At 76.2% G+C, this 21,512-nt stretch carries 24 protein-coding genes and 1 pseudogene; 21 read left to right on the top strand and 4 right to left on the bottom strand.

The features are described from left to right. The first annotated feature begins 14 nt into the window (after positions 1–14). From metK to ACWIYF_RS15245, 8 genes are all read left to right on the top strand, one after another. The gene (gene metK / locus ACWIYF_RS15280) at positions 15–1,238 is read left to right on the top strand and encodes a methionine adenosyltransferase (RefSeq protein ID WP_448623679.1); all 1,224 of its coding nucleotides are present in this window, start codon (positions 15–17) and stop codon (positions 1,236–1,238) included. 133 nt (positions 1,239–1,371) lie between these two features. Continuing rightward, positions 1,372–3,309, top strand: coding sequence for a primosomal protein N' (locus tag ACWIYF_RS15275; RefSeq protein ID WP_448623678.1), 1,938 nt, complete (start codon positions 1,372–1,374; stop codon positions 3,307–3,309). Positions 3,310–3,580: 271 nt separating this feature from the next. Beyond that, positions 3,581–4,138, top strand: coding sequence for a peptide deformylase (gene def, locus ACWIYF_RS15270; RefSeq protein ID WP_448623677.1), 558 nt, complete (start codon positions 3,581–3,583; stop codon positions 4,136–4,138). Next, entirely contained in the window at positions 4,063–5,061 is a 999-nt protein-coding gene (gene fmt / locus ACWIYF_RS15265) for a methionyl-tRNA formyltransferase (RefSeq protein WP_448623676.1), read from the top strand. Before def ends, fmt begins: the two co-directional genes overlap by 76 nt. Further along, positions 5,058–6,443 (top strand): RsmB/NOP family class I SAM-dependent RNA methyltransferase, encoded by a 1,386-nt coding sequence (locus ACWIYF_RS15260; RefSeq protein ID WP_448623675.1) that lies wholly within the window; start codon positions 5,058–5,060, stop codon positions 6,441–6,443. Before fmt ends, ACWIYF_RS15260 begins: the two co-directional genes overlap by 4 nt. A gap of 171 nt (positions 6,444–6,614) precedes the next feature. Beyond that, positions 6,615–7,010 (top strand): hypothetical protein, encoded by a 396-nt coding sequence (locus ACWIYF_RS15255; protein WP_448623674.1) that lies wholly within the window; start codon positions 6,615–6,617, stop codon positions 7,008–7,010. 11 nt (positions 7,011–7,021) lie between these two features. After that, positions 7,022–7,543 (top strand): sigma-70 family RNA polymerase sigma factor, encoded by a 522-nt coding sequence (locus ACWIYF_RS15250; RefSeq protein WP_448623673.1) that lies wholly within the window; start codon positions 7,022–7,024, stop codon positions 7,541–7,543. Beyond that, a complete protein-coding gene (locus ACWIYF_RS15245) occupies positions 7,540–8,196 on the top strand; it encodes an anti-sigma factor family protein (RefSeq protein WP_448623672.1) in 657 nt (218 codons plus the stop codon). The genes ACWIYF_RS15250 and ACWIYF_RS15245 overlap by 4 nt, the downstream gene beginning before the upstream one ends. 5 nt (positions 8,197–8,201) lie before the next feature. Here ACWIYF_RS15245 and ACWIYF_RS15240 read toward each other — a convergent pair whose 3' ends face one another. Together ACWIYF_RS15240 and ACWIYF_RS15235 are read right to left on the bottom strand one after the other, a co-directional pair. Continuing rightward, positions 8,202–8,813, bottom strand: coding sequence for a DinB family protein (locus ACWIYF_RS15240; protein WP_448623671.1), 612 nt, complete (start codon positions 8,811–8,813; stop codon positions 8,202–8,204). A gap of 3 nt (positions 8,814–8,816) precedes the next feature. Further along, a complete protein-coding gene (locus ACWIYF_RS15235) occupies positions 8,817–9,461 on the bottom strand; it encodes a GPP34 family phosphoprotein (protein ID WP_448623670.1) in 645 nt (214 codons plus the stop codon). 75 nt (positions 9,462–9,536) lie between these two features. Between ACWIYF_RS15235 and rpe the strand changes: the two genes are divergently transcribed. The 7 genes from rpe to hisG all read left to right on the top strand — a co-directional run bounded on the left by rpe (position 9,537) and on the right by hisG (position 15,013). After that, the gene (rpe, locus tag ACWIYF_RS15230) at positions 9,537–10,208 is read left to right on the top strand and encodes a ribulose-phosphate 3-epimerase (RefSeq protein ID WP_448623669.1); all 672 of its coding nucleotides are present in this window, start codon (positions 9,537–9,539) and stop codon (positions 10,206–10,208) included. 2 nt (positions 10,209–10,210) lie between these two features. Next, positions 10,211–11,281 carry a bifunctional diaminohydroxyphosphoribosylaminopyrimidine deaminase/5-amino-6-(5-phosphoribosylamino)uracil reductase RibD gene (ribD, locus tag ACWIYF_RS15225; RefSeq protein WP_448623668.1) on the top strand — a complete coding sequence of 357 codons (1,071 nt, stop codon included), beginning with the start codon at positions 10,211–10,213 and terminating at the stop codon, positions 11,279–11,281. A 1-nt stretch (position 11,282) separates the two neighbouring features. Then, complete coding sequence (locus tag ACWIYF_RS15220; RefSeq protein WP_448623667.1) at positions 11,283–11,903, top strand: riboflavin synthase; 621 nt, start codon at positions 11,283–11,285, stop codon at positions 11,901–11,903. Beyond that, complete coding sequence (locus tag ACWIYF_RS15215) at positions 11,900–13,180, top strand: bifunctional 3,4-dihydroxy-2-butanone-4-phosphate synthase/GTP cyclohydrolase II (RefSeq protein WP_448623666.1); 1,281 nt, start codon at positions 11,900–11,902, stop codon at positions 13,178–13,180. Before ACWIYF_RS15220 ends, ACWIYF_RS15215 begins: the two co-directional genes overlap by 4 nt. A gap of 76 nt (positions 13,181–13,256) precedes the next feature. Next, on the top strand, positions 13,257–13,781 hold the full coding sequence (gene ribH, locus ACWIYF_RS15210) for a 6,7-dimethyl-8-ribityllumazine synthase (protein WP_448623665.1): 525 nt from the start codon (positions 13,257–13,259) through the stop codon (positions 13,779–13,781). Further along, a complete protein-coding gene (locus tag ACWIYF_RS15205) occupies positions 13,778–14,041 on the top strand; it encodes a phosphoribosyl-ATP diphosphatase (protein WP_448623664.1) in 264 nt (87 codons plus the stop codon). The genes ribH and ACWIYF_RS15205 overlap by 4 nt, the downstream gene beginning before the upstream one ends. Positions 14,042–14,146: 105 nt before the next feature. Continuing rightward, on the top strand, positions 14,147–15,013 hold the full coding sequence (gene hisG, locus ACWIYF_RS15200) for an ATP phosphoribosyltransferase (protein ID WP_448623663.1): 867 nt from the start codon (positions 14,147–14,149) through the stop codon (positions 15,011–15,013). Positions 15,014–15,213: 200 nt separating this feature from the next. On the opposite strand, the gene ACWIYF_RS15195 is transcribed toward hisG, so the two are convergent. Beyond that, positions 15,214–16,224, bottom strand: a complete 1,011-nt coding sequence (locus tag ACWIYF_RS15195) for a DUF2877 domain-containing protein (protein ID WP_448623662.1) — start codon at positions 16,222–16,224, stop codon at positions 15,214–15,216. A gap of 404 nt (positions 16,225–16,628) precedes the next feature. Between ACWIYF_RS15195 and ACWIYF_RS15190 the strand changes: the two genes are divergently transcribed. The 6 genes and pseudogenes from ACWIYF_RS15190 to ACWIYF_RS15165 all read left to right on the top strand — a co-directional run bounded on the left by ACWIYF_RS15190 (position 16,629) and on the right by ACWIYF_RS15165 (position 20,771). Further along, positions 16,629–18,443 (top strand): PucR family transcriptional regulator, encoded by a 1,815-nt coding sequence (locus tag ACWIYF_RS15190; protein WP_448623661.1) that lies wholly within the window; start codon positions 16,629–16,631, stop codon positions 18,441–18,443. Positions 18,444–18,456: 13 nt separating this feature from the next. Continuing rightward, complete coding sequence (locus tag ACWIYF_RS15185) at positions 18,457–19,197, top strand: DUF5995 family protein (protein WP_448623660.1); 741 nt, start codon at positions 18,457–18,459, stop codon at positions 19,195–19,197. Next, positions 19,194–19,577, top strand: a complete 384-nt coding sequence (locus tag ACWIYF_RS15180) for a YidH family protein (RefSeq protein WP_448623659.1) — start codon at positions 19,194–19,196, stop codon at positions 19,575–19,577. Before ACWIYF_RS15185 ends, ACWIYF_RS15180 begins: the two co-directional genes overlap by 4 nt. Continuing rightward, positions 19,574–19,723, top strand: a pseudogene (locus ACWIYF_RS15175) (DUF202 domain-containing protein); the annotation flags it as partial. The gene ACWIYF_RS15180 and the pseudogene ACWIYF_RS15175, both read left to right, overlap by 4 nt. 67 nt (positions 19,724–19,790) lie before the next feature. Next, positions 19,791–19,934 (top strand): hypothetical protein, encoded by a 144-nt coding sequence (locus tag ACWIYF_RS15170; RefSeq protein ID WP_448628803.1) that lies wholly within the window; start codon positions 19,791–19,793, stop codon positions 19,932–19,934. A 78-nt stretch (positions 19,935–20,012) separates the two neighbouring features. Next, positions 20,013–20,771: an SDR family NAD(P)-dependent oxidoreductase gene (locus ACWIYF_RS15165; RefSeq protein WP_448623658.1), complete on the top strand. Its 759-nt coding sequence runs from the start codon at positions 20,013–20,015 to the stop codon at positions 20,769–20,771. Here the strand turns inward: ACWIYF_RS15165 and ACWIYF_RS15160 are convergent. After that, positions 20,768–21,499 (bottom strand): GNAT family N-acetyltransferase, encoded by a 732-nt coding sequence (locus ACWIYF_RS15160; protein ID WP_448623657.1) that lies wholly within the window; start codon positions 21,497–21,499, stop codon positions 20,768–20,770. The genes ACWIYF_RS15165 and ACWIYF_RS15160 overlap by 4 nt on opposite strands. Positions 21,500–21,512 lie beyond the last annotated feature (13 nt).

The following is a 21,512-nucleotide window of genomic DNA, read 5'->3' as shown; positions in this document are numbered from 1 at the left end:
CCAGGGAGAACCGAGTGCCACGCCGTCTCTTCACGTCCGAGTCGGTGACCGAGGGCCACCCGGACAAGATCGCCGACCAGATCAGCGACGCGATCCTCGACGCGATGCTGGAGCAGGACCCGCGCAGCCGCGTGGCGGTCGAGACGCTGATCACCACCGGGCAGGTGCACATCGCCGGCGAGGTCACCACCGCCGGCTACGTCGAGATCGCCGAGATCGTGCGGCAGACGATCCTCGGCATCGGCTACGACTCCTCCCGCAAGGGCTTCGACGGGGCTTCCTGCGGGGTGAGCATCTCGATCGGCTCCCAGTCGCCCGACATCGCCCAGGGCGTGGACACCGCCTACGAGGCCCGCAGCGGCGGCGAGGACGCCGGCCTGTCGGCCGAGGAGGTCGAGATCGACCAGATCGCCCGGCAGGGCGCCGGCGACCAGGGCCTGATGTTCGGCTACGCCACCGACGAGACCCCGGAGCTCATGCCGCTACCGATCGCGCTGGCGCACCGGCTCTCGCGCCGCCTCTCCGCGGTGCGCAAGGACGGCTCGGTGCCCTACCTGCGTCCCGACGGCAAGACCCAGGTCACCGTCGTCTACGAGGACGACCGCCCGGTCGCGGTCGACACGGTGGTCGTGTCCTCGCAGCACGCCGAGGACATCTCGATCGAGCAGCTGCTCACCCCCGACGTCCAGGAGCTGGTGGTCGAGCCCGAGCTGCAGGCGCTCGGCCTGCCCACCGCCGGCTACCGGCTGCTGGTCAACCCGACCGGCAAGTTCGTCATCGGCGGGCCCATGGGCGACGCCGGCCTCACCGGCCGCAAGATCATCGTCGACACCTACGGCGGCATGGCCCGGCACGGCGGCGGCGCCTTCTCGGGCAAGGACCCGTCGAAGGTCGACCGCTCCGGCGCCTACGCGATGCGCTGGGTGGCCAAGAACGTCGTCGCCGCCGGGCTGGCCCGCCGCTGCGAGGTGCAGGTCGCCTACGCCATCGGCGCCGCGCACCCGGTCGGCCTGTTCGTCGAGACCTTCGGCACCGGCGCGGTGGCCGACGAGGTGCTGGAGAAGGCGGTCAGCTCGGTGTTCGACCTGCGCCCCGGCGCGATCGTGCGCGACCTCGACCTGCTGCGGCCGATCTACCGGCCGACCGCCGCCTACGGGCACTTCGGCCGCACCGACATCGAGCTGCCCTGGGAGCGGCTCGACCGCGTCGAGGCGCTGCGCTCGGCCGTAGGGGTCTGACGGCGGAACTGTCGGGGGCGGCGGCGACACTGGACGAGTCCCGCCGCCACCCGAACGGAGCGCAGCCCTGACGTCGGCCCCGACCGCCCTCGCGGGCCCCGAGTCCGGTTCCCGCGCGGCGCGCATCGCCCGGGTGGTCGTCGACGTGCCGCTCGCGCACCTGGACCGGCCCTTCGACTACGCCGTCCCCGAGGAGCTCGCCGACGAGGTCCGCCCCGGCTGCCGGGTGCGGGTGCGCTTCGCCGGACAGCTCGTCGACGGCTACGTGCTCGAGCTCGCCGGCTCCACCGAGCACGGCGGCAAGCTGGCGCCCCTGGCCAAGCTGGTCTCGGGCGAGCCCGTGCTCACCCCCGAGGTCGCCGCGCTGGCCCGCTCGGTGGCCGACCGCTGGGGCGGCACGATGACCGACGTCCTGCGACTGGCCATCCCGCCCCGTCGGGCGGCGGCGGAGAAGCGGCCGCGGACCGACCCCGTCCCGCCGCCGGAGCCCCCGGACCCGGCCGGCTTCGCCCGCTACCCGACCGGCCCCGCGCTGCTCGACGCCGTCGCGTCCGGGGCACCCGCCCGCGCCGTGTGGACCGCGCTGCCCGGGGAGGACTGGCCGGCCCGGCTGGCGGAGCTCTGCCGCGCCGCGCTCTCCGGCGGCCGCGGAGCGCTGGTCGTCGTCCCGGACGGCAAGGACCTCGACCGGCTCGAGGCGGCCGCCGAGCGGCTCCTGCCGAAGGGCTCCTTCGTCGTGCTGCGGGCCGACGCCGCGCCGGACACCCGCTACCGGCGTTTCCTCGACGCCGCCCGGGGCAGCGCCACGGTCGTGCTCGGCACCCGGGCGGCCGCCCTGGCGCCGGTCGCCGATCTGGGCCTGGTGGCGATCTGGGACGACGGCGACGACCTGCACGCCGAGCCGCGGGCGCCCTACGCGCACGCCCGCGACGTGCTCGTGCACCGCGCGCACCTGGCCTCCTGCGCGGCGGTCGTGGCCGCCACCGCCCGCACCGCCGAGGCGGCGCTGCTGGTCGAGTCCGGCTGGGCGCACGAGCTGGTCGCCGAGCGCGCGACGCTGCGGGCGGCCGCGCCCCGCGTGCAGGCGCTCGGGGACGACGCCGAGCTGGCCCGCGACCCCGCGGCCCGCACCGCCCGGCTGCCCAGCCTCGCGCACCGCGTCGCGCGGCAGGCGCTGGCCGACGGCGCCCCGGTGCTGGTCCAGGTGCCGCGCGCCGGCTACGCGCCCGGCCTGTCCTGCGCCCGCTGCCGCGCGCCGGCCCGGTGCGCGGTCTGCTCGGGTCCGCTGGGCATCTCGGCCACCCCCGGCCCCAGCGGCTCCCGGGTGCCCGCCTGCCGCTGGTGCGCCCGCCCCGCGGCCACCTTCGACTGCCCGCACTGCCACCACACCAAGCTGCGCGCCTCCGTCGTCGGGGCCGCCCGCACCGCCGAGGAGCTGGGCCGTGCCTTTCCCGGGGCGGCGGTCCGGATCTCCGGCCGCGGCTCCGGCGTGCTGGCGACCGTGCCGGGCGGGCCGGCGGTCGTCGTCGCCACGCCGGGCGCGGAGCCGACCGTCGAGGGCGGCTACGGGGCCGCGCTGCTGCTCGACTCCTGGGCGCTGCTCGGCCGCGCGGACCTGCGGGCGGGGGAGGAGACCCTGCGCCGCTGGATGAACGCCGCCACCCTCGTGCGGTCGGGTGGGCAGGTCGTGGTGGCCGCGGACGCCGCGCACCCCGTCGTCCAGGCGCTGGTGCGCTGGGACCCGGCCTGGCTGGCCGAGCGGGAGCTGGCCGACCGCCGGGCGCTGGGCTTCCCGCCGGCGACCCGCATGGCGGCGCTGTCGGGCACCCCGGCCGCGCTGGCCGAGTTCCTCGCGGCGGCCCGGCTGCCGGACGACGCCGACCTGCTGGGTCCCGTCCCGGAGCCGCCCCGCCCGGGCCAGGACGACGAGCGCGAGCGCTACCTCGTGCGCGTTCCCCGCACCGAGGGGGTGGCGCTGGCCCGCGCGCTGGCCGAGGTGCAGGGCGTGCGCAGCGCGAAGAAGGTCTCCGAGCACGTCCGCGTGCAGCTGGACCCGCTCGAGCTCGTCTGAGAAAGGACCCCGTCCTCCCCACCTCTCGCAAGCTCGGGGCGGCGCCCTGGACGGGGCCGGCCTTCCGTGCTGGGCCGTCCGGGAGCGGCGGCCGTCGTGGAGCGGCTCATCGCATGCGGCGCGGAGGGCGTCGTCCTCGGCTGCACCGAGATCGAGCTGCTCCTCGGCGAGGGCGACGTCGACGTGCCGGTCCTTCCGACGACGCGGCTGCACGTCGAGGCGGCCGTGACTGCCGCACGTGCCTCCCGAGCCCGCCTTCTACGCTGGAACGGTGAGCGTCACCCCGATCCGCCTGATGGGCGATCCCGTCCTCCGCACCCCCGCCGCTCCGGTCGTCGACTTCGACCGCGAGCTGCGGCAGCTGGTCGCCGACCTGACCGACACCATGCACGCCGCCGGTGGCGCCGGGCTGGCCGCCCCGCAGATCGGCGTGGGCCTGCGGGTGTTCACCTGGTACGTCGACGGCGAGGTCGGGCACCTGGTCAACCCGGACGTGACGCCGGTCGGGGAGGAGATGGACGAGGCCGAGGAGGGGTGCCTGTCCATCCCCGGGTTCCGCTTCGACTGCCGCCGGCACCTCTACGTCGCCGCCACCGGCTGGAACATGCACGGCGACCCGGTGCGGATCGAGGGCTCGCACATGCTCGCCCGCGCGGTGCAGCACGAGGTCGACCACCTCGACGGCGTGCTGTTCGTCGACCGCCTGGACGCCGCGGCCCGGGAGGCCGCGCTCGCCGTCCTCCGCGACGCCGAGTGGGCCGGCGAGCAGGCCTACCTGCCCGCCGGCGAGCCGGTGCCCACGCCGGTCGTCAAGGTGAGCCCGCACTGAGGCTCCTGTTCGCGGGCACCCCGGAGCCCGCCGTCCCGTCGCTGGAGGCGCTGCTCGCCTCCGACCACGAGGTCGCCGCCGTCCTGACCCGGCCGGACGCCGCGTCCGGCCGCGGCCGGAGGATCCACCGGTCGCCGGTCGCGGAGCGGGCCGACGCCGCCGGCCTGCCCGTGCTGCAGCCGCGCTCCCCGCGGGAGCCGGAGTTCCTCGCGCAGCTCGCCGACCTGGCCGTCGACTGCGTGCCGGTCGTCGCCTACGGCGCCCTGATCCCGGTCGCCGCCCTGGAGATCCCGCGGCACGGCTGGGTCAATCTGCACTTCTCGCTGCTGCCGGCCTGGCGCGGCGCCGCCCCGGTGCAGCACGCGCTGATGGCCGGCGACGAGGTCACCGGCGCCTCGACGTTCCAGATCGAGAAGGGCCTCGACACCGGCCCGGTGTACGGCACCCTCACCGAGCCCATCGGCCCGCGGGACACCGCGGGCGACCTGCTGACCCGGCTCGCCGCCGGCGGTGCGCGGCTGCTGGTCGCCACGCTCGACGGGATCGAGGCCGGCACGCTCGAGGCGCGCCCGCAGCCGGCCGACGGGATCAGCCTGGCGCCGCGGATCGAGCCGGCCGACGCCCGCGTCGACTGGGCGCTGCCGGCGCACGTCGTCGACCGCCGCATCCGCGGGGTCACGCCGGCGCCGGGGGCGTGGACGACGTGGCGCGGCGAGCGGCTGCGGGTCGGCCCGGTGGAGCTGGTCGCCGACGCACCCGCCCTGGAGCCGGGCGAGCTCGCGGTCGGCAAGCAGGTGCTGGTCGGCACCGGCCGCGGCGCCGTCCGGCTCGGCGAGGTGCAGCCGGCCGGCAAGCGGATGCTGCCCGCCGCCGACTGGGCCCGCGGTGCCCGCCCGGCGCCGGGGGAGAAGGTCGGGGAGTGAGCGCACCCCGACGGCCGCGCCGGGGTCCCCGGCCGGGACGGCGACCGGCGCCGCGCCCCCAGCTCGACGGCGCCCGGCTGACCGCCTACGACGTCCTGGACGGCGTCACCTCCCGCGACGCCTACGCCAACCTGCTGCTGCCACAGCTGCTGCGCGAGCGCGAGCTGGAGCCCCGGGACGCCGCGTTCACCACCCAGCTCGCCTACGGCGCCCTGCGCGCCCAGGGCACCCTCGACGCGGTGCTCGCCCGGCTGGTCGACCGGCCGCTGGCCGACCTCGACCCCCGGGTGCTCGACCTGCTCCGCCTCGGCACCTACCAGCTGCTCGACCTCCGCGTCCCCGCCCACGCGGCGGTCGCGACCACGGTCGACCTGACCCGGGCCGTCGTCGGCGCGGGTGCCTCCGGCCTGGTCAACGCGGTGCTGCGCAAGGTGGCCGCCGGCGGCGACCGCGCGCGGTGGCTGGCCACGCTGGGCGCCACCGGCGACGAGCGGCTCGCGCTGGCCACCGACCACCCGGTCTGGATCGTCCAGGCGTGGCGGGACGCCCTGGGGGACGACGCCGAGCTCGAGGCGGCGCTGCTCGCCGACGACGCCGCCCCCGAGGTGCACCTGGCCGCCCAGCGGATCGACCGCGACGAGCTGGCCCGGCAGTCCGGCGGCGAGCCCGGGCCGTGGTCGCCGTACGCGGTCCGGCTGCACGGCGGCGACCCGGGCCGGGTGCCTGCCGTCCGCGAGGGCGCGGCCGCCGTCCAGGACGAGGGCAGCCAGCTCGCCGCGCTGACCCTGGCGCGGGCACCGCTGGACGGCCCGGAGGCCGCCTGGCTCGACATGTGCGCCGGGCCCGGCGGCAAGGCCGGGCTGCTGGCGGCGGTCCGCCCCGCCGGCGTGCGGCTCACCGCCGCCGACCGCGCCCCGCACCGGGCCGAGCTGGTCCGCCGGGCCCTCGGCGGCACCGAGGACGTGGACGTGCTGGTGGCCGACGGCCGGACCCCGCCGTGGCCCGAGGCCGCCTTCGACCGGGTGCTGCTCGACGCGCCGTGCACCGGCCTCGGCGCCCTGCGCCGGCGGCCGGAGGTCCGCTGGCGGCGCACGCCGGACGACGTCCCCCCGCTGGCCGCGCTGCAGGCCGAGCTGCTGGACGGCGCCCTGCGCTCGGCCCGGCCCGGCGGGGTGGTGGCCTACGTGACCTGCTCCCCGCACACCGCCGAGACCGTCGAGGTCGTCGACGCCGCCGCCCGCCGGGACGACGTCGAGGTGCTGCCGGTGGCCCCGCTGTTCCCGGAGGTGCCCGGGATCGCCCGCGGGGAGCACGCCCAGCTGTGGCCGCACCGGCACGGCACCGACGCGATGTTCATGGCCCTGCTGCGCCGCACCCGCTGACCCCCCGACGCGCCCGCCGCCTGTGAACCGATCGGCGTCCGCGCCCCGTGAACCGGGGTGGATCGCCATCGACGGGAGGCACCGGATGCCCGCACGAATCCCAGGCGCGGCGGCCTAGCCATGCGGCCCGCCTCCGTCCTCGAACGGATCGCCGCCCCGACGGCCCCACGAATGCTGACCCTGTTCGTGCGCGTCGTCGGGGCGGCGCTCCTCGTGGTCACCGGCTGGCTCCACCTGGACCTGTGGCTCGACGGGTACCGCGACATCCCGTGGATCGGGCCGCTGTTCCTGGCCAACGTCGTGCTCGCCGCGCTGGCGGCGCTCGCGGTGCTCCTCGCCCCGGCCCGCTGGCTGCCCTGGGTGGCCCTGCTGGGCGGCCTGCTGGAGATCGGCACGCTGGGCGGGCTGGTGCTCAGCCTGACCACCGGGCTGTTCGGTTTCCACGAGTCGATCAACGCCCAGTACGTCGTCCCGACGATCATCGTGGAGTCCGCGGGCTTCCTCGTGCTGGCCGGCTACTTCGCCTACGAGTTCGGAAGGTCTCGACAGCGCGGGCGCCGGGCGTGATCGTGTGCTCTGTGAGCCGGATCGGGGCGGAGGACGACGCCGTCCTCCGCCGGCTGTGGGACGAGCACGCGGGGCCCCTGCTCGCCTTCGTCCTGCGGCTGACCGGCGGGGACCGCGGCCGAGCAGAGGACGTGGTCCAGGAGACGCTGCTGCAGGCCTGGCGGCACCCCGAGGTGCTCGACCCCGAACGCGGTCCGGTCCGGCCGTGGCTGCTGACCGTGGCGCGGCGGGTCGCGATCGACCACTACCGGGCGCGCCAGGCCCGGCCGAGCGAGGTCGGCGACGAGGGCCTGGCCGAGCTCATGACCGACGACGGGATCGACGAGGCGCTGGAGCGCTGGCTGGTCGCCGACGCCCTCGCCTCGCTCGCCCCCGCTCACCGAGAGGCACTGCTGCACACCTACTACGCCGGACGCACCGTCAGCGAGGCGGCTACCGTTCTGGGTATCCCCGTCGGCACGGTGAAGTCCCGCGTGTTCTACGGGCTGCGCGCGCTCCGGCTCGCGCTCGAGGAGAGGGGGGTGGCGACGTGAGATGTGATCAGGAGCTCTCGGTCGGCGCCTACGTCCTCGACGCGTTGGAGCCCGACGAGCAGCTGCGGATGGCCCGGCACGTGCAGGAGTGCCCCGCCTGCGCCGAGACCGTGCGCGAGCTGGAGGGCCTGCCGCGGCTGATGGCCCTGGTGCCGACGCCGGGCGAGGAGCCGGTGGTGCCGGTGCCCAGCGAGCTGGCCTACGAGCGGTTCAGGCGGGAGGCCACCGAGCCCGCGCCGCGGCAGCGGCGGCGGCGCGGCAAGCGGTGGTGGGCCGCGGTCGCGGCCGCGGCGCTGCTCGTGGCCGGTGCGGTGACGGCCGGCGCCGTCGCCCTGCTGACCCCGGACCCGATGATCGCGGAGGCCACGCAGAACGGCGTGCACCTGACCGCCTCCTACCGGCCCGCCGACAACGGCGGCACCAGCGTCACGATCGAGCTCGAGGGTGTGCAGGTCGGGCAGTGGTGCGAGCTGCTCGCGGTGGACGAGGCGGGCAACCACGTCGCCGCCGACGAGCCGTGGGAGGTGACCTACCGGGGGCCCTACCACTGGTCGGGCTGGATCGACATGCCGGCCGAGGACGTCGCCTGGTTCCTCGTCCGCGAAAGGGACGGGTCCCAGGTGATCGCCGCGCCCGCCACCCAGCCGGCGTAACCGGCTCACCACGGGGGCGGGCTGGTGCGGCGGCGGGGCCGGCCGTCCCACTCGGCCAGCGGCGCGCTCTGCCACCACCAGTCGGCGCCCGCCGGCGGAACGTCGCCGAGCGCGGCGCGGCCGGTCGCCTGCAGCAGCCGGCCCCACCCGTCGCCGGGCGGCGCCCAGGGCAGCACGCGGTCGACCACGCGGGCCGCGAGGGCGTCCAGGGCGGCGTCCTCCGGGTCCGGGCCGGCCGCCTCCCGGGTGTGCACCAGCAGCTCGGTGCAGGCCATGCCGAGCCAGCCGGTGCGGTCGGCGAGCCCGGAGGGGTGGAAGGCCCGCTCGCCGTCGGCCATCCCGGCGAGCAGGGCGGCCAGCTTCTCCGCGCCGAGCGTCAGCTGGGCGAGCAACTCGGCCCGGGAGGCCCCGGGATCGCCGTCCCGCGGTGGTGCCAGCCGCCCGGCCGCCCGGGTGGTGACGTAGGCCGAGTACAGCTCCATCACGTCGACCAGGTGGTCGAGCGTGCGCCGCGGCGTCCAGTCGGGTGCCGGCCGCTCCCAGACATCGTCGGGGAGGACGGCGAACCGCCGGACCGCCCAGTGGGCGGCCGTGTGCAGGTCGTCGGGGGTCAGCACGGCTCAGCCCGGACCCACGGTGTCGGCCACCCGCATCCCGCGGGCCTGCGACCGGAGACGGCAGGCCGTCCCGTACAGGTGGTCGGCGACGGCCGCGCAGAGCCACTCCGCCGCGTCCGCGGCGGCGACGACCGGCGCCGGCGGCCGCACCGGCAGGCCGTGGTCGCGGTCCAGCAGCCCCGACGCCGCCGCCACCGCCGTCACGCAGGCGTCCTCCGGCGTCCAGCCGTCGGTCGGCCCCAACGGGGTGCGCGACAGGTCGCGCTCGCGCTGCCCGGTCGAGCGGTCCTCGTACCGGTCGCGGCGGAACCGCAGCCGGCGCCGGTGCCACCTGCCGGAGGTCTCGTTGGCCTCGACCAGGTCGCGCAGGCCGATCCGCCGCTCGTCCAGCCAGCTGTCCAGCGACCGCTCCGGCTCGACGCCGATGGCGGCCAGCAGCCGGTCGGCCGGGCCGAAGCCGGTCGGTGTCTCGTCGACGACGATGCTCTCGGCGGTCTGCTCGATCCGGCCGATCAGCGCCAGGTCCAGCAGCAGCCCGCCACGGACGGCCGGGCCGCAGATCGTCCAGTCCGCCACCCGGCCGCGCCGGTCGAGGCACAGCGCCGACACGCGGACCGCGACTCCCCCCGTGAGCTGCCCGTTCGCCATGGGGCGCAGGCTAGTGGGGCACCCGCCCCGGCGCCCGGGAAGACGGTGATCACCGTCCACCTAGACTCGGCAGACGTGTCCCGCGCACCGCTGATCGCCCCGAGCCTGCTCGCGGCCGACTTCGCCCGCATCGCCGACGAGGCCCAGCGGGTCGCCGACGCCGACTGGCTGCACGTCGACGTCATGGACGCCCACTTCGTCCCCAACCTCACCCTGGGGCTGCCCGTGGTGGAGGCGATCCAGCGGGTCAGCCCGGTCCCGCTGGACTGCCACCTGATGATCGAGGCGCCCGAGCGCTGGGCGCCGCGCTACGCCGAGCTCGGCGCGCGCAACGTCACCGTCCACGCCGAGGCGTGCACCGGCGATCCCCGCGCCGTCGCCCGCGACCTCCGGGCGGCCGGCGCGCTGGCCGGCCTGGCGATCAAGCCGGGCACCGCGCTCGAAGACCACCTCGAGGTGCTCCCCGAGTTCGACACCCTGCTCGTGATGACCGTCGAGCCCGGCTTCGGCGGCCAGGAGTTCATCGCCGACGTGCTGCCGAAGGTCCGCCGGGCGCGCGAGCTGGTGCGGACCGGCCACCTGTCGCTGTTCGTCGAGGTCGACGGCGGCATCAACCCCGACACCATCGAGCAGGCTGCGGAGGCCGGCGCCGACGTCTTCGTGGCCGGCACCGCGGTCTTCGGCGCCGACGACCCGGGCAAGGCCATCGCCGCGCTGCGCGCGCAGGCCGCCGCCGCGCGCGGCTGACCGTGGACGTCTCGCCGGCCGAGCGGACCGCCATGGCGCGCGCCCGCGAGCTCGGCGCGGCCGTCCTCGGCTCGACCAGCCCGAACCCGCCGGTCGGCGCGGTGGTCCTCGCCGCCGACGGCACGGTCGCGGGGGAGGGGGCGACCGCCCCGCCGGGCGGCCCGCACGCCGAGGTCCGCGCGCTGGAGCAGGCCGGGGAGCGGGCCCGCGGCGGCACCGCCGTCGTCACGCTGGAGCCGTGCGCGCACACCGGCCGCACCGGCCCGTGCGCCGACGCCCTGATCACGGCCGGGATCGCCCGCGTCGTCGTCGCCGTCCCCGAGCCGACCGAGCTGGCTGTCGGCGGCGCCTCACGGCTGCGGGAGGCCGGCGTCGACGTCGTCCTCGGGTTCGAGGAGGCCGAGGCGGCCGACGGCGCGCTGGCCTCGTGGCTGACCGGCGTCCACGACCACCGGCCGCGGGTGGTGTGGAAGGCCGGGGCGACGCTCGACGGCCGGGTGGCCGCGGCCGACGGCACCAGCCGGTGGATCACCGGGCCGGAGGCCCGCGCAGCGGTGCACCGGTTGCGGGCCGGCTGCGACGCCGTCGTCGTCGGGGTGGGGACGGCGCTCGCCGACGACCCGCAGCTGACCGTGCGCGACACCGAGGGGCGCGACGCCGTCCGCCAGCCGCTGCGGGTGGTCGTGGACCGGAGCGGCCGGCTGCCGGCCACCGCCCGGGTCCTCGACGACGCCGCGCCCACCCTGGTCAGCGCCGCCGCGGCGCCGCGCGAGCTGCTCACCGAGCTGTTCGGGCGCGGCGTCCGCCGGGTGCTGCTCGAGGGCGGCCCCACGCTGGCCGCGTCCTTCCTCCGCGACAGGCTGGTCGACGAGGTCGTGGTGCACCTCGCACCGAAGCTGCTGGGCGCCGGGCCCCCGCTGGTGGGGGACCTGGGAATCGGGACGATCGCCGACGTGCTGTCCCTGGAGCTCGTGGACGTCACCCGGCTGGGCGGGGACGTGCAGCTACGGCTGCGCCCGACCCGGCACACTGGTGGCCGTACGCCGAACGACATGGCGAGGGAGAGGATGTGACGTGTTCACCGGCATCGTCGAGGAGCTCGGCACCCTGCTGGTCCGCGAGGACCAGTCGGACGCCGCGCGCCTGCTGATCCGGGCGCGCAAGGTCCTCGACGGCGTCGCGCTCGGCGACTCCATCGCGGTCAACGGCGTGTGCCTGACGGTCACCGACGTCCGCCCCGAGGACGAGGACTACGTGTGGGGCACCGACGTCATGGCCGAGACGCTCGCGCGCAGCAGCCTCGGCGCGCTGGCCGCCGGCGACCCGGTCAACCTGGAGCGGGCGGTCACCGCGCACACCCGGCTCGGCGGCCACCTCGTGCAGGGCCACGTGGACGGCGTCGGCCGCGTGCTCGACCGCACCCCCGGTGAGCACTGGGAGGTCGTCCGGCTCGCCCTGCCGCCGCAGCTCGCGCGCTACGTCGTCGAGAAGGGCTCGATCACCGTCGACGGCGTCTCCCTCACCGTCAGCGCGGTCAGCGCGGCGTCCGACCCCGAGCCGTGGTTCGAGGTCAGCCTCATCCCCACCACCCTGCGCGAGACCACGCTGGGCGGACGCGCCCCGGGGGACCCGGTCAACCTGGAGGTCGACGTGATCGCCAAGTACGTGGAACGACTGCTGGAGGCCCGGCGGTGAGTGAGTCCTCCATCCGCCTCGACTCGATCGAGGACGCCATCGCCGCCATCAAGGACGGCCGGGCGGTCGTGGTCATCGACGACGAGGACCGCGAGAACGAGGGCGACCTGATCTTCGCCGCCGAGCTCGCGACCCCCGAGCTGGTCGCGTTCATGGTCCGCTACACCTCCGGCTACATCTGCGTGCCGGTGACCGAGGCCGACGCCGACCGGCTTGACCTGCCGCCGATGTTCCGGGTCAACCAGGACCGCCGCGGCACCGCCTACACCGTCACCGTCGACGCCCGCGAGGGCGTGAGCACCGGCATCTCGGCCGCCGACCGGGCGCACACCATCCGGCTGCTCGCCGACCCGTCGACCAGCCCGGCGGACCTGACCCGTCCCGGCCACATCGTGCCGCTGCGGGCCAAGGACGGCGGTGTCCTGCGTCGGCCCGGCCACACCGAGGCCGCCGTCGACCTCGCCGTGCTGGCCGGGCTGCGGCCGGCCGGGGTGCTCTGCGAGCTGGTCAGCGAGAAGGACCCGATCGGCATGGCCCGCGGCGAGGAGCTGCGGGTCTTCGCCGACGAGCACGACCTGTGCCTGATCTCGATCGCCGACCTGATCGCCTACCGCAAGCGCTTCGACAAGCTGGTCGAGCGGGTCGCCGAGGCGACCGTGCCGCTGGCCCCCGGCACCTTCACCGCCGTCGGCTACCGCAGCTCCTACGACAACCGCGAGCACGTCGCCTTCGTGATGGGTGACATCGGGGACGGCGAGGACGTGCTGGTGCGTGTGCACTCCGAGTGCCTCACCGGCGACGTCTTCGGCTCGCTGCGCTGCGACTGCGGCCCGCAGCTGCAGGCGGCGCTGGAGGCGGTCGCGCAGGAGGGCCGCGGCGTCGTCCTCTACATCCGCGGGCACGAGGGCCGGGGGATCGGCCTGCTGCACAAGCTGCAGGCCTACCAGCTGCAGGACGCCGGGGTGGACACCGTCGACGCCAACCTCGACCTCGGCCTGCCCGCCGACGCCCGCGACTACGGCACCGGCGCGCAGATCCTGGTCGACCTCGGCGTGCACACCATGCGGCTGCTCACGAACAACCCGGCCAAGCGCGCGGGCCTGGAGGGCTACGGCCTGAAGATCGTCGGCCGGGTCCCGCTCCCCAGCCACGTGACCGCGGAGAACCTGGCGTACCTGCGCACCAAGCGCGACCGGATGGGTCACCTGCTCGACATCATCGAGCCGGAGACCGAGGCCGGGCCCGCGGACACCCCCGCGCAGGAACAGCAGCTGTGAACGAGCTCGCGAGTTCACCGATGAGCACAGCAGCAGAACCGCGAACGCGGCCGACGAGCGCCAGCGAGGAGGTCACGTGAGCGGTCAGGGGGCGCCGGAGGCGGCGGCGGTCGACGCGACCGGGCTGACCCTCGGCATCGTCGCGACGACCTGGCACGCCGAGATCACCGGCGCGCTGGTCGAGCGGGCGATCGCCGCGGCCAAGGAGTCCGGCGTCGACGAGCCGACCGTCGTCCGGGTGCCCGGCGCGATCGAGCTGCCGGTCGTCGCCCAGGCCCTCTGCGAGCGGCACGACGCCGTCGTGGCGCTGGGCGTCGTCGTCCGCGGCGGCACGCCGCACTTCGAGTACGTCTGCGACTCGGTCACCGCGGGGCTGACCCGGGTGGCGCTGGACGCCGGCAAGCCGGTCGGCAACGGCGTCCTCACGACCAACGACGAGCAGCAGGCCCGGGACCGGGCCGGGCTGCCTGGGTCGGTCGAGGACAAGGGCTGGGAGGCCACCATCGCCGCGCTGCAGACCGCGCTCGTGCTCCGCGAGCTGCGCACGCCGCAGCGGCCGACCGGCTTCAGCATCACGCCCGCCGCGGGCGGCCGCGCGTGAAGACCTTCGACGAGCTGTTCGCCGAGCTGGCCGGCAAGGTCGCCGCCGCCGATCCCGCCTCGGGCACCGTGGCCGCCGTCCGCGACGGTGTGCACGCCGCGGGCAAGAAGGTCGTGGAGGAGGCCGCCGAGTCCTGGATGGCCGCCGAGCACGAGTCCATGGAGCGGACGGCGGAGGAGATCAGCCAGCTGCTCTATCGGGTGCAGGTGCTCATGCTGGCGCGGGGTCTGACGCTGGACGACGTCTACGCTCACCTCTGAAGAAGCAGAAGGACCCTCCTGCCCCCCACCGCTCGCAAGCTCGCGGCGGGACCCTGCAGGAGGGCCGCCGGCCGCCCTGTCACGTCACGTCGGAGGAGACCTCCAGTGCTGCGCATCGCCGTGCCCAACAAGGGCGTCCTGAGCGAGCCCGCGGCCGAGATGCTCGCCGAGAGCGGCTACCGGCAGCGGCGCAGCACCAAGGACCTCGCCGTCTACGACCCCGACAGCGACACCGAGTTCTTCTACCTGCGGCCGCGCGACATCGCCGTCTACGTCGCCTCCGGCACCCTCGATGTCGGCATCACCGGCCGCGACATGCTCCTGGAGACCGCGCCCCCCGATGGCGAGGGTCCGGCCGCGGTCGAGGTCATGTCGCTGGGCTTCGGCCGCTCGTCGTTCCGGTTCGCCGCGCCGGTGGAGTCGGGCATCGAGCGGATCGACCAGCTCGCGGGCAAGCGGATCGCCACCGCCTATCCGGTGCTGCTGCAGCGCTACCTCGCCGACGCGGGCATCAAGGCCGCCGTCGTCAAGCTCGACGGGGCGGTGGAGACCGCCTGCCGCCTCGGCGTCGCCGACGCCGTCTGCGACGTCGTCGAGACCGGGACGACGTTGCGGGCGGCGGGCCTGAAGACCGTCGGCGACCCCGTGCTGACCAGCGAGGCGATCCTCGTCCGCCGGCAGGGGGCCGAGGAGATCCCGGCCGTGGCCCAGCTGCGGCGGCGGCTGCGCGGCGTCCTGGTCGCCCGGCAGTACGTGATGCTCGACTACGACTGCCCGAACGAGCTGCTGGAGAAGGCGACCGCGATCACGCCCGGGCTGGAGGGGCCGACGGTCAGCCCGCTGCAGACGCCGGGCTGGTCGGCCGTGCGCGCAATGGTGCTGCAGACCGAGACCAACCGGGTGATGGACGACCTGTGGGAGCTCGGCGCCCGCGCCATCCTCGTCACCCGGATCCACGCCTCCCGCATCTGACGAGGGACCCCACCAGGCTCGGTGCGGGGCCCTGGAGGGTGGCGAATCCTCCGCACGATCAGCTGAGGTGATCGTGGCGCCTCCGGGCTCACGGTGGGACGTGTGCCAGGACGCGCTGCGGTGAGCCAGGACGGCGGTGCCGCCTGGAAACGCGACGAGGCCCCCCGCCCGCACCGGGCAGGGGGCCTCGTCGGCGACGGTCAGCGGACGCGCGTGGTGCGGTCCACGAGGTCGATCGCGGTGCACAGGCCGAGCGCCATGGCGCGGCCGCTGGTGGAGCCGGTGGCCAGCAGGCCGGCGATCGCCGGGGCCAGCGGCCGCTCGCCGACCAGGCCGTGCAGGACGGCGGCGTACTCGCCGCTGACCCGGCCCGCGGCCGCGTGCCGCAGCAGCGCCCGCGAGAGCTCCGTGGTGCGGCCGCCGGCCAGCGAGTAGACGCCCGCGGCGAAGCGCTCCGCGGCCGGGTGCCCGAGCAGCACGAGCCCGGCCATCGTGCCGGCCATGACGTCGTCGCCCGCCGGGGTGAGGCCGGGGCCGAGGCCGATCAGCCGGGCCGCCGTCCGCAGCGCCGCGTCGAGGTCGGCCCGCCGCACCGCGCCGCGCAGCGCCGCGAGCGGGCCGCCGGGACCGGTGGGCAGGCCGGGCAGGGTGAACGCGCTGTGCGGGACGCCCTCGCCGTAGAGCGCGTTGCGCAGCTGGCGCACCCCTTCGGGCAGCAACGCCGGCCGCGGGTGCGGCAGCCGCGGCCGCGGGTCCCACCACGCGGCCGCGCTCACCGCGAGGTCGCCGACGACGATCCGGCCGCCGCCGACCTCCGCCGGCGCACCGGTGGGCAGGGCCACCAGCGGCCGGCCGTTGCTGGGCCGGAAGAGCACGCAGCCCAGCGGCAGCCGCGCGGCGTCGCTGGTGAGGACGCCGACGACGTCGGAGCCGCGCTCGGTGGAGACCTGCAGGTACACGGCGGCGGGCAGGCTCATGAGCACCCGCGCGGGGCGCACCGGCCCGCGCAGCAGCTCCGCGACGCCGGTGCTGGCCGAGGCCGGGACGGCGGTCGCGGCGCGGGCGGGGGGAGCGGTCCGGGCGGTGGCCTGGGCGGACTCGCGGGGAAGGGGGATCAGGGGAACCCCGGCGCGGGCGGCGTGGCCGCGGTGCGGCGCGTCCGTCTGCGAGCGGTGGCCACCCGGGCCTGGGATGTCGTCGATGGTGCGCATGGCGGCGGCCCTTCAGCGGAGGCGTCAGCGGGGCGCCGGTGCTGGTGACCCCCCGCCCCGGCCCACCTCCGCCTGACGGAGGGCCCGGCGATCACCACCTCGGGTGACGGCCTACCATCCAGCGGGCTGAGACGAACCGGGTCTCGAACCTATGCGGCGCGTCGCACGCCCTTATATGGCGGAAATCGCCAAGAATGAGGGACGGCGTCCAGGCACACCTGACAGCAGCGAGGAATGTGGCACTCTGGACGGCAACCGAAGGGGGACAAGTCGTGACCCAGAGTGATGGCTCACTCGCGGCCACCACGCAGCGTGCTTCTACGACTCCGTTCCGTCGTAGCGGCAGCGGCGGACGAGCCACATTCTCGCAGCCGTTCGAGTCGCGCAGCAGCTGGCACGAGCGCATGGGGCTGACCCTCGACGAGGCCCTGCGCCTGCCCGGGCTCGCGGGCACCGCCGTCGTCGCCGGCGCCGGCGGCCTCGAGCGCGCGGTCCGGCACATGGTGGTCGACGACCCCTCCGACCCGCTCGCCGTCGCCGGCCCCGACGTGCTCGTCGTCCTCGGGGCGCGGCTGCCCCCAGCCGATCCGGCCAACTGCCGGGCGCTGGTCGAGCGCCTGGTCTCCATGGGCACGGCCGGGCTGGCGTTCCGCCGGGCCGAGGGGCCCGCGCCGGTGCCCGGGGAGGTGCTGGCCGAGGCCGACCGCCGCGGCTTCCCGGTGCTGGCCCTGCCGACCGGCGTGCGCATGGACGAGGTCCTCTCCGAGGTCCTCGGCGCCGTGGTGGCCAAGCAGAGCGAGGCGCTCGAGCTGTCCTCGCGGATGCAGAACCAGTTCATCGACGTCGCGCTGTCCGGCGGCGGGCTGGAGGAGGTCACCGAGCAGCTGGCCACGTTCCTCGAGGGCGCCGCCGTCCTGGGGCTCGGACCCGACCGCGAGATCGTCACCAGCGCCGGGCCGCCGGAGGACGTCGCCGAGATCAGCGACTGGCTGTGGCTGCTCGACGCCGCCGCCGACGACGCGCTCGCCGAGCTCGCCCCCGCGCGCCGGGTCTCCGCCGTCCGCGCCGACCAGAGCGTGGTCACCCCCGCCGACGTGCTCGCCGACGCCGACCTCTCGCCGGCCGACGGCATCCTTCTCGTGCCGGGCCACCACGAGCTGCCCGGCGGGGTGGGGGAGTACGCCGTCGCCCCGATCATGGCCGGCGACCAGCGGCACGGGTGGCTGGTGGCGGTCAACCGGACCGGCCCGCTGCTGGTCGGCTCCGGTGGTGTCCTCGAGCGGGCGGCGATGGTGAGCGCGCTGTCGGTCATCCGCCAGCAGGCCGTGCACTCGGTCGAGCTGCGCTTCCAGGGCGACCTGGTGCGCCGGCTCGTCGGCGGTTCCATGCGGCACACCGAGCGCGCCCTGGCCCAGACCCGGTCCTTCGGCTGGCGGCTCGACGGGCCGGTCGTCGTCCTGGTGTCTGCGACCGAGACGGTCGCCGACCCGCAGGCCGATCCCACCAGGGCCCTCGACGTGCTCGACCGGCTGGCCGACGGCTGGCGGGCCGCGCTGGACGGCGAGGTCGCCGGCGCCGCCGTCGCGGGGCTGTCCACCGAGATCGTCACCGTGCTGCCGCTCGACGGGCGCACGCCCGAGGAGATCTCCTCGCTGGTCTCCGCGGTCACCTCGCGGGTCAACGCGCGGCTGCGCCGGGTGGGCCGCGTGCTCGGCACCGGTATCGGCCGGCCGGCCGCGAACATCACCGCCCTCGGTGACGCCTACCAGCAGGCGCAGCGGGCGCTGTCGGTCGGGCAGGAGATCCACGGCGGGGGTGCGGTCACCCACTTCGACCAGCTCGGCGTCTTCCGGCTGCTCTCGCTGATCCCCGACAGCACCGAGCTGCGCTCCTACGTCGACGAGGTGCTCGGCCCGCTGGCCGACAGCAGCGACCCGGACTCCGCCGACCTGCGCGAGACGCTGCGCGTGCTGCTCGAGACCAACCTCAACGTCGCCGAGTCGGCCCGCCGCCTGCACTTCCACTACAACACGATGCGGTACCGGATCGGCAAGCTGGAGCGGCTGCTCGGCCCCTTCACCTCCGACCCGACGCTGCGGCTGAACCTGCTGCTGGCCCTGCACGCCGCCCGGATGCGCGGGCTGGACCAGCCGCACCGGCCGCCGATCGAGTCGGTGCCGCCGCTGCTCACCGACGACGGGCTCGACGCGCTCGTCTGAGACGGGAGGACGCGTGGGCGGAGAGGTCGACCGGCTCATCGAGCGGATGGCGGCGCTGCAGGCGGAGCTCTCGGCCGACGGCGATCCGGGGCGGTACTTCCTCGGCACCTACCTGCGGATCACGCAGGCCGTCCGGGGCGCGCTGGACGACGGGCTGTTCGAGGACCCCGCGTGGCTGGAGCGGTGGGACGTGGACTTCGCCGGCCTGTACCTCGACGCCCTGGAGGCCTATCGCCGCGATCCGGCCACCGCGCCGGAGCCGTGGCGGCGGGCCTTCGGCGCCGACCCCGGGCTGCGGCCCGAGGGGCACGTGCTGCTCGGCGTGAACGCGCACATCAACTTCGACCTGCCGCAGTCGCTGGTCCGGGTCATCCCCGACGAGGAGTTCGCCGACCCGGCCGCCCTCGCCCGGAGGGAGCGCGACCACGAGCGGATCGACGGCGTGCTGGCCTCCCGCGTCGCCGCCGAGGACGTGGAGCTGCAGCGGGCCGGCGACCCCCGCACGCTCGTCGACCACGTGCTCGGCCCGCTGAACCGCACCGCGACCCGGCTGTTCCTCCGGGAGGCCCGCCGCAAGGTGTGGGCCAACACCGCCGTCCTGCACCGGGCCCGGCTCGCCGGCGAGGCCGAGCACCGTCGGCGGGTGGCCGAGCTGGAGGCGCTCAGCGCCGCCCGGATCAGCGACCTGCTGCGGCCGGGCCCGGTGCTGCTCCGTCTGGCCGTGCGCGGCTTCGGTGTCACGCTGCCCGCATGAGCGGTACCGGCTCCGAGCGGCGGGACCGGCGGTTCCCGCGGCGCGTCTACGGCGTGGGCGCCGAGCCCGACCCCCGGTTCAGCCTGGCGAACGAGCGCACGTTCCTGGCCTGGATGCGCACGTCCCTGGCGCTCTCGGCCGCCGGCGTCGCGCTCGAGGCCCTCGACGTGCCCATCGCGCCCGGCGTGCGCCTCGCCTGCGCCCTGCTGCTCATCGCGCTCGGGCTGCTCGCGCCGGTGCAGGCATGGTTCGGCTGGGCGGCGACCGAGCGGGCGCTGCGCTGTTCCCGCCCGCTTCCGCCGGCACGGCTGGCGCCCGTGATCGCCCTCGGCGCCGTCGCGGCCGGCGTGCTGGTCCTCCTCGGCCTGCTCCTGCGGTGACCGACGACGCCGCCCGCGTCTTCGACAGCGGGCTGCAGGCCGAGCGGACCGCGCTGGCCTGGCGGCGGACAGCTCTCGCCATGGCGGTGGCCGCCATCGGCGCCGCCCGCCTGGCCGGCCCCCTCCTCGGCCTGGCAGCGGTCGTGCTGGGTGCCCTGGGGTCTGGTCCAGGTCTCGGTGGTCGCCGTCTCGTCCGGCCGACGGTATCGAGCCGTGCGCCGCTCCCTGGCCACGCGCGGCGACCTGAGTGGCGTCGTCCAGGGCGGCCTGCCGATCGCCGAGCTGGCCGGCAGCGGGATGGTGGTGGCCCTCCTCGCCGTCGCCTTCGTGCTCTCCGACGACGTGGAGCTGCCATGACGGCGGAGCGGGTGGCGACATCCGGCTGTCGCTGAGCCCCGCCGCGCGGTCCGGCCGTCCGTCGGTGAGGCTGGGGCCATGACCGACCCCTCCCGCCCGCTGTCCGGCCGGGTCGCGCTGGTGACCGGCGCCTCGTCCGGCATCGGCGAGGCCACCGCGCTCGTCCTGGCCGACGCCGGCGCCGCCGTCGCGATCGGCGCCCGCCGCCGCGACCGGCTCGACGACCTCGCCGCCCGGCTGCGGGACAAGGGGGCGCGGGTGCTGCCGCTGGCCCTCGACGTCACCGACGAGCAGGCCTGCGCCGACGCGGTCGGGCAGACCCGTGCCGAGCTCGGCGGCCTCGACGTCCTGGTGAACAACGCCGGCGTCATGCTGCTCGGCACGATCGTCGGCGCCGATCCCGAGGACTGGCGGCGGATGATCTCCACCAACGTCTTCGGCGTCATGTACATGACCGCCGCCGCGATCGACGGGATGATCGAGCAGGGCTCGGGCGACATCGTGAACGTCTCCAGCGTCGCCGGCCGCGTCGCGCGCAAGGGCTCGGGCGTCTACAACGCGAGCAAGTGGGCGGTGAACGCCTTCAGCGAGTCGCTGCGCCAGGAGGTCACCACCCGCGGCGTGCGGATCTCGATGGTGGAGCCCGGCGCGGTCGACACCGAGCTGCGCACGCACATCACCCAGCCGCAGGCCCGCGAGGACTCGGCCCGGTACGCCGAGGCCATGCGCCAGCTGCAGTCCGAGGACGTCGCCCGCGCGATCGTCTACGTCGTCACCCAGCCGCCGCACGTGGCGATCAACGAGGTGCTGGTCCGCCCCACCGACCAGGAGCGCTAGTCGACGGGCGGGATCGCGGTGCGGACGGCGTAGAGGACGTCGTCGCGCTCGTGCACGAACCCGAGGTGGGCGGCCACCGCCCGGCTGGCCGCGTTGTCGGGACTGGTCGTCCACGTGGGCCGGTGCCCGCGGGCGCGGATGTCGGCGACCACCGCGGCCGCGCACGCCGTCGACAGGCCCCGGCCCCGGACGTCGCGGGCGGTCACCACGCCGATGTCCTCGAACCGCCGGCCGACGAAGAAGGAGCACGCGACCGACACGGCGCGGTCGCCGTCGAACGCGGCCCAGCCGTAGCCGGAGGCGGCCAGCCCGGCCGGCCCGCCCCAGGTCTCGCCGATCCAGGCGATCGAGGGGTCCAGCCGCTCCAGCGCCGCCGCGTCGCCGGGGACCAGCCGCCGCACCGGGTGCCGCGGCGCCGGGACGTCCGCGCCGTCCGGCAGGACGGCGACCACCCGCGGCCAGACCGTGGTGCCCGGATCCACGGCACGCAGGGCCGGCAGCCACTCCGGCGGCGCCTCGACCAGCGCCGCGAGCCCGTCGATCACCGCCGGCTCGCCGCGCAGCGCGACGTTGCCGCCGGGCAGCTCGGCCAGCACGGTCCGCGGGCGGGGCCAGCGGTCGGCCCGGCACCGGCCGACGCCGCTGGTGACGATGTGCTGCGCGATCAGCGGGCCGGGGCGCTCGGGCGCGAAGAAGCCTGCCACGTCCGCCGCGTCGACCTCGCGCATCGTCGCGAAAGGG

Source organism: Geodermatophilus sp. URMC 64 (genome assembly GCF_053502555.1).
Note: the sequence above shows the minus strand (reverse complement) of the source record. Positions and strands in the feature narration are given on the sequence as shown.

What these genes read in the sequence shown, in the direction of transcription:
- ACWIYF_RS15255 (WP_448623674.1), top strand. Translation starts at nt 6,615, where the DNA reads ATGCTGACCCTGTTCGTGCGCGTCGTCGGGGCGGCGCTCCTCGTGGTC.
- ACWIYF_RS15235 (WP_448623670.1), bottom strand. Translation starts at nt 9,461, where the DNA reads ATGGCGAACGGGCAGCTCACGGGGGGAGTCGCGGTCCGCGTGTCGGCG.
- ACWIYF_RS15195 (WP_448623662.1), bottom strand. Translation starts at nt 16,224, where the DNA reads ATGCGCACCATCGACGACATCCCAGGCCCGGGTGGCCACCGCTCGCAG.
- ACWIYF_RS15190 (WP_448623661.1), top strand. Translation starts at nt 16,629, where the DNA reads ATGGGGCTGACCCTCGACGAGGCCCTGCGCCTGCCCGGGCTCGCGGGC.
- ACWIYF_RS15180 (WP_448623659.1), top strand. Translation starts at nt 19,194, where the DNA reads ATGAGCGGTACCGGCTCCGAGCGGCGGGACCGGCGGTTCCCGCGGCGC.
- ACWIYF_RS15165 (WP_448623658.1), top strand. Translation starts at nt 20,013, where the DNA reads ATGACCGACCCCTCCCGCCCGCTGTCCGGCCGGGTCGCGCTGGTGACC.
- ACWIYF_RS15160 (WP_448623657.1), bottom strand. Translation starts at nt 21,499, where the DNA reads ATGCGCGAGGTCGACGCGGCGGACGTGGCAGGCTTCTTCGCGCCCGAG.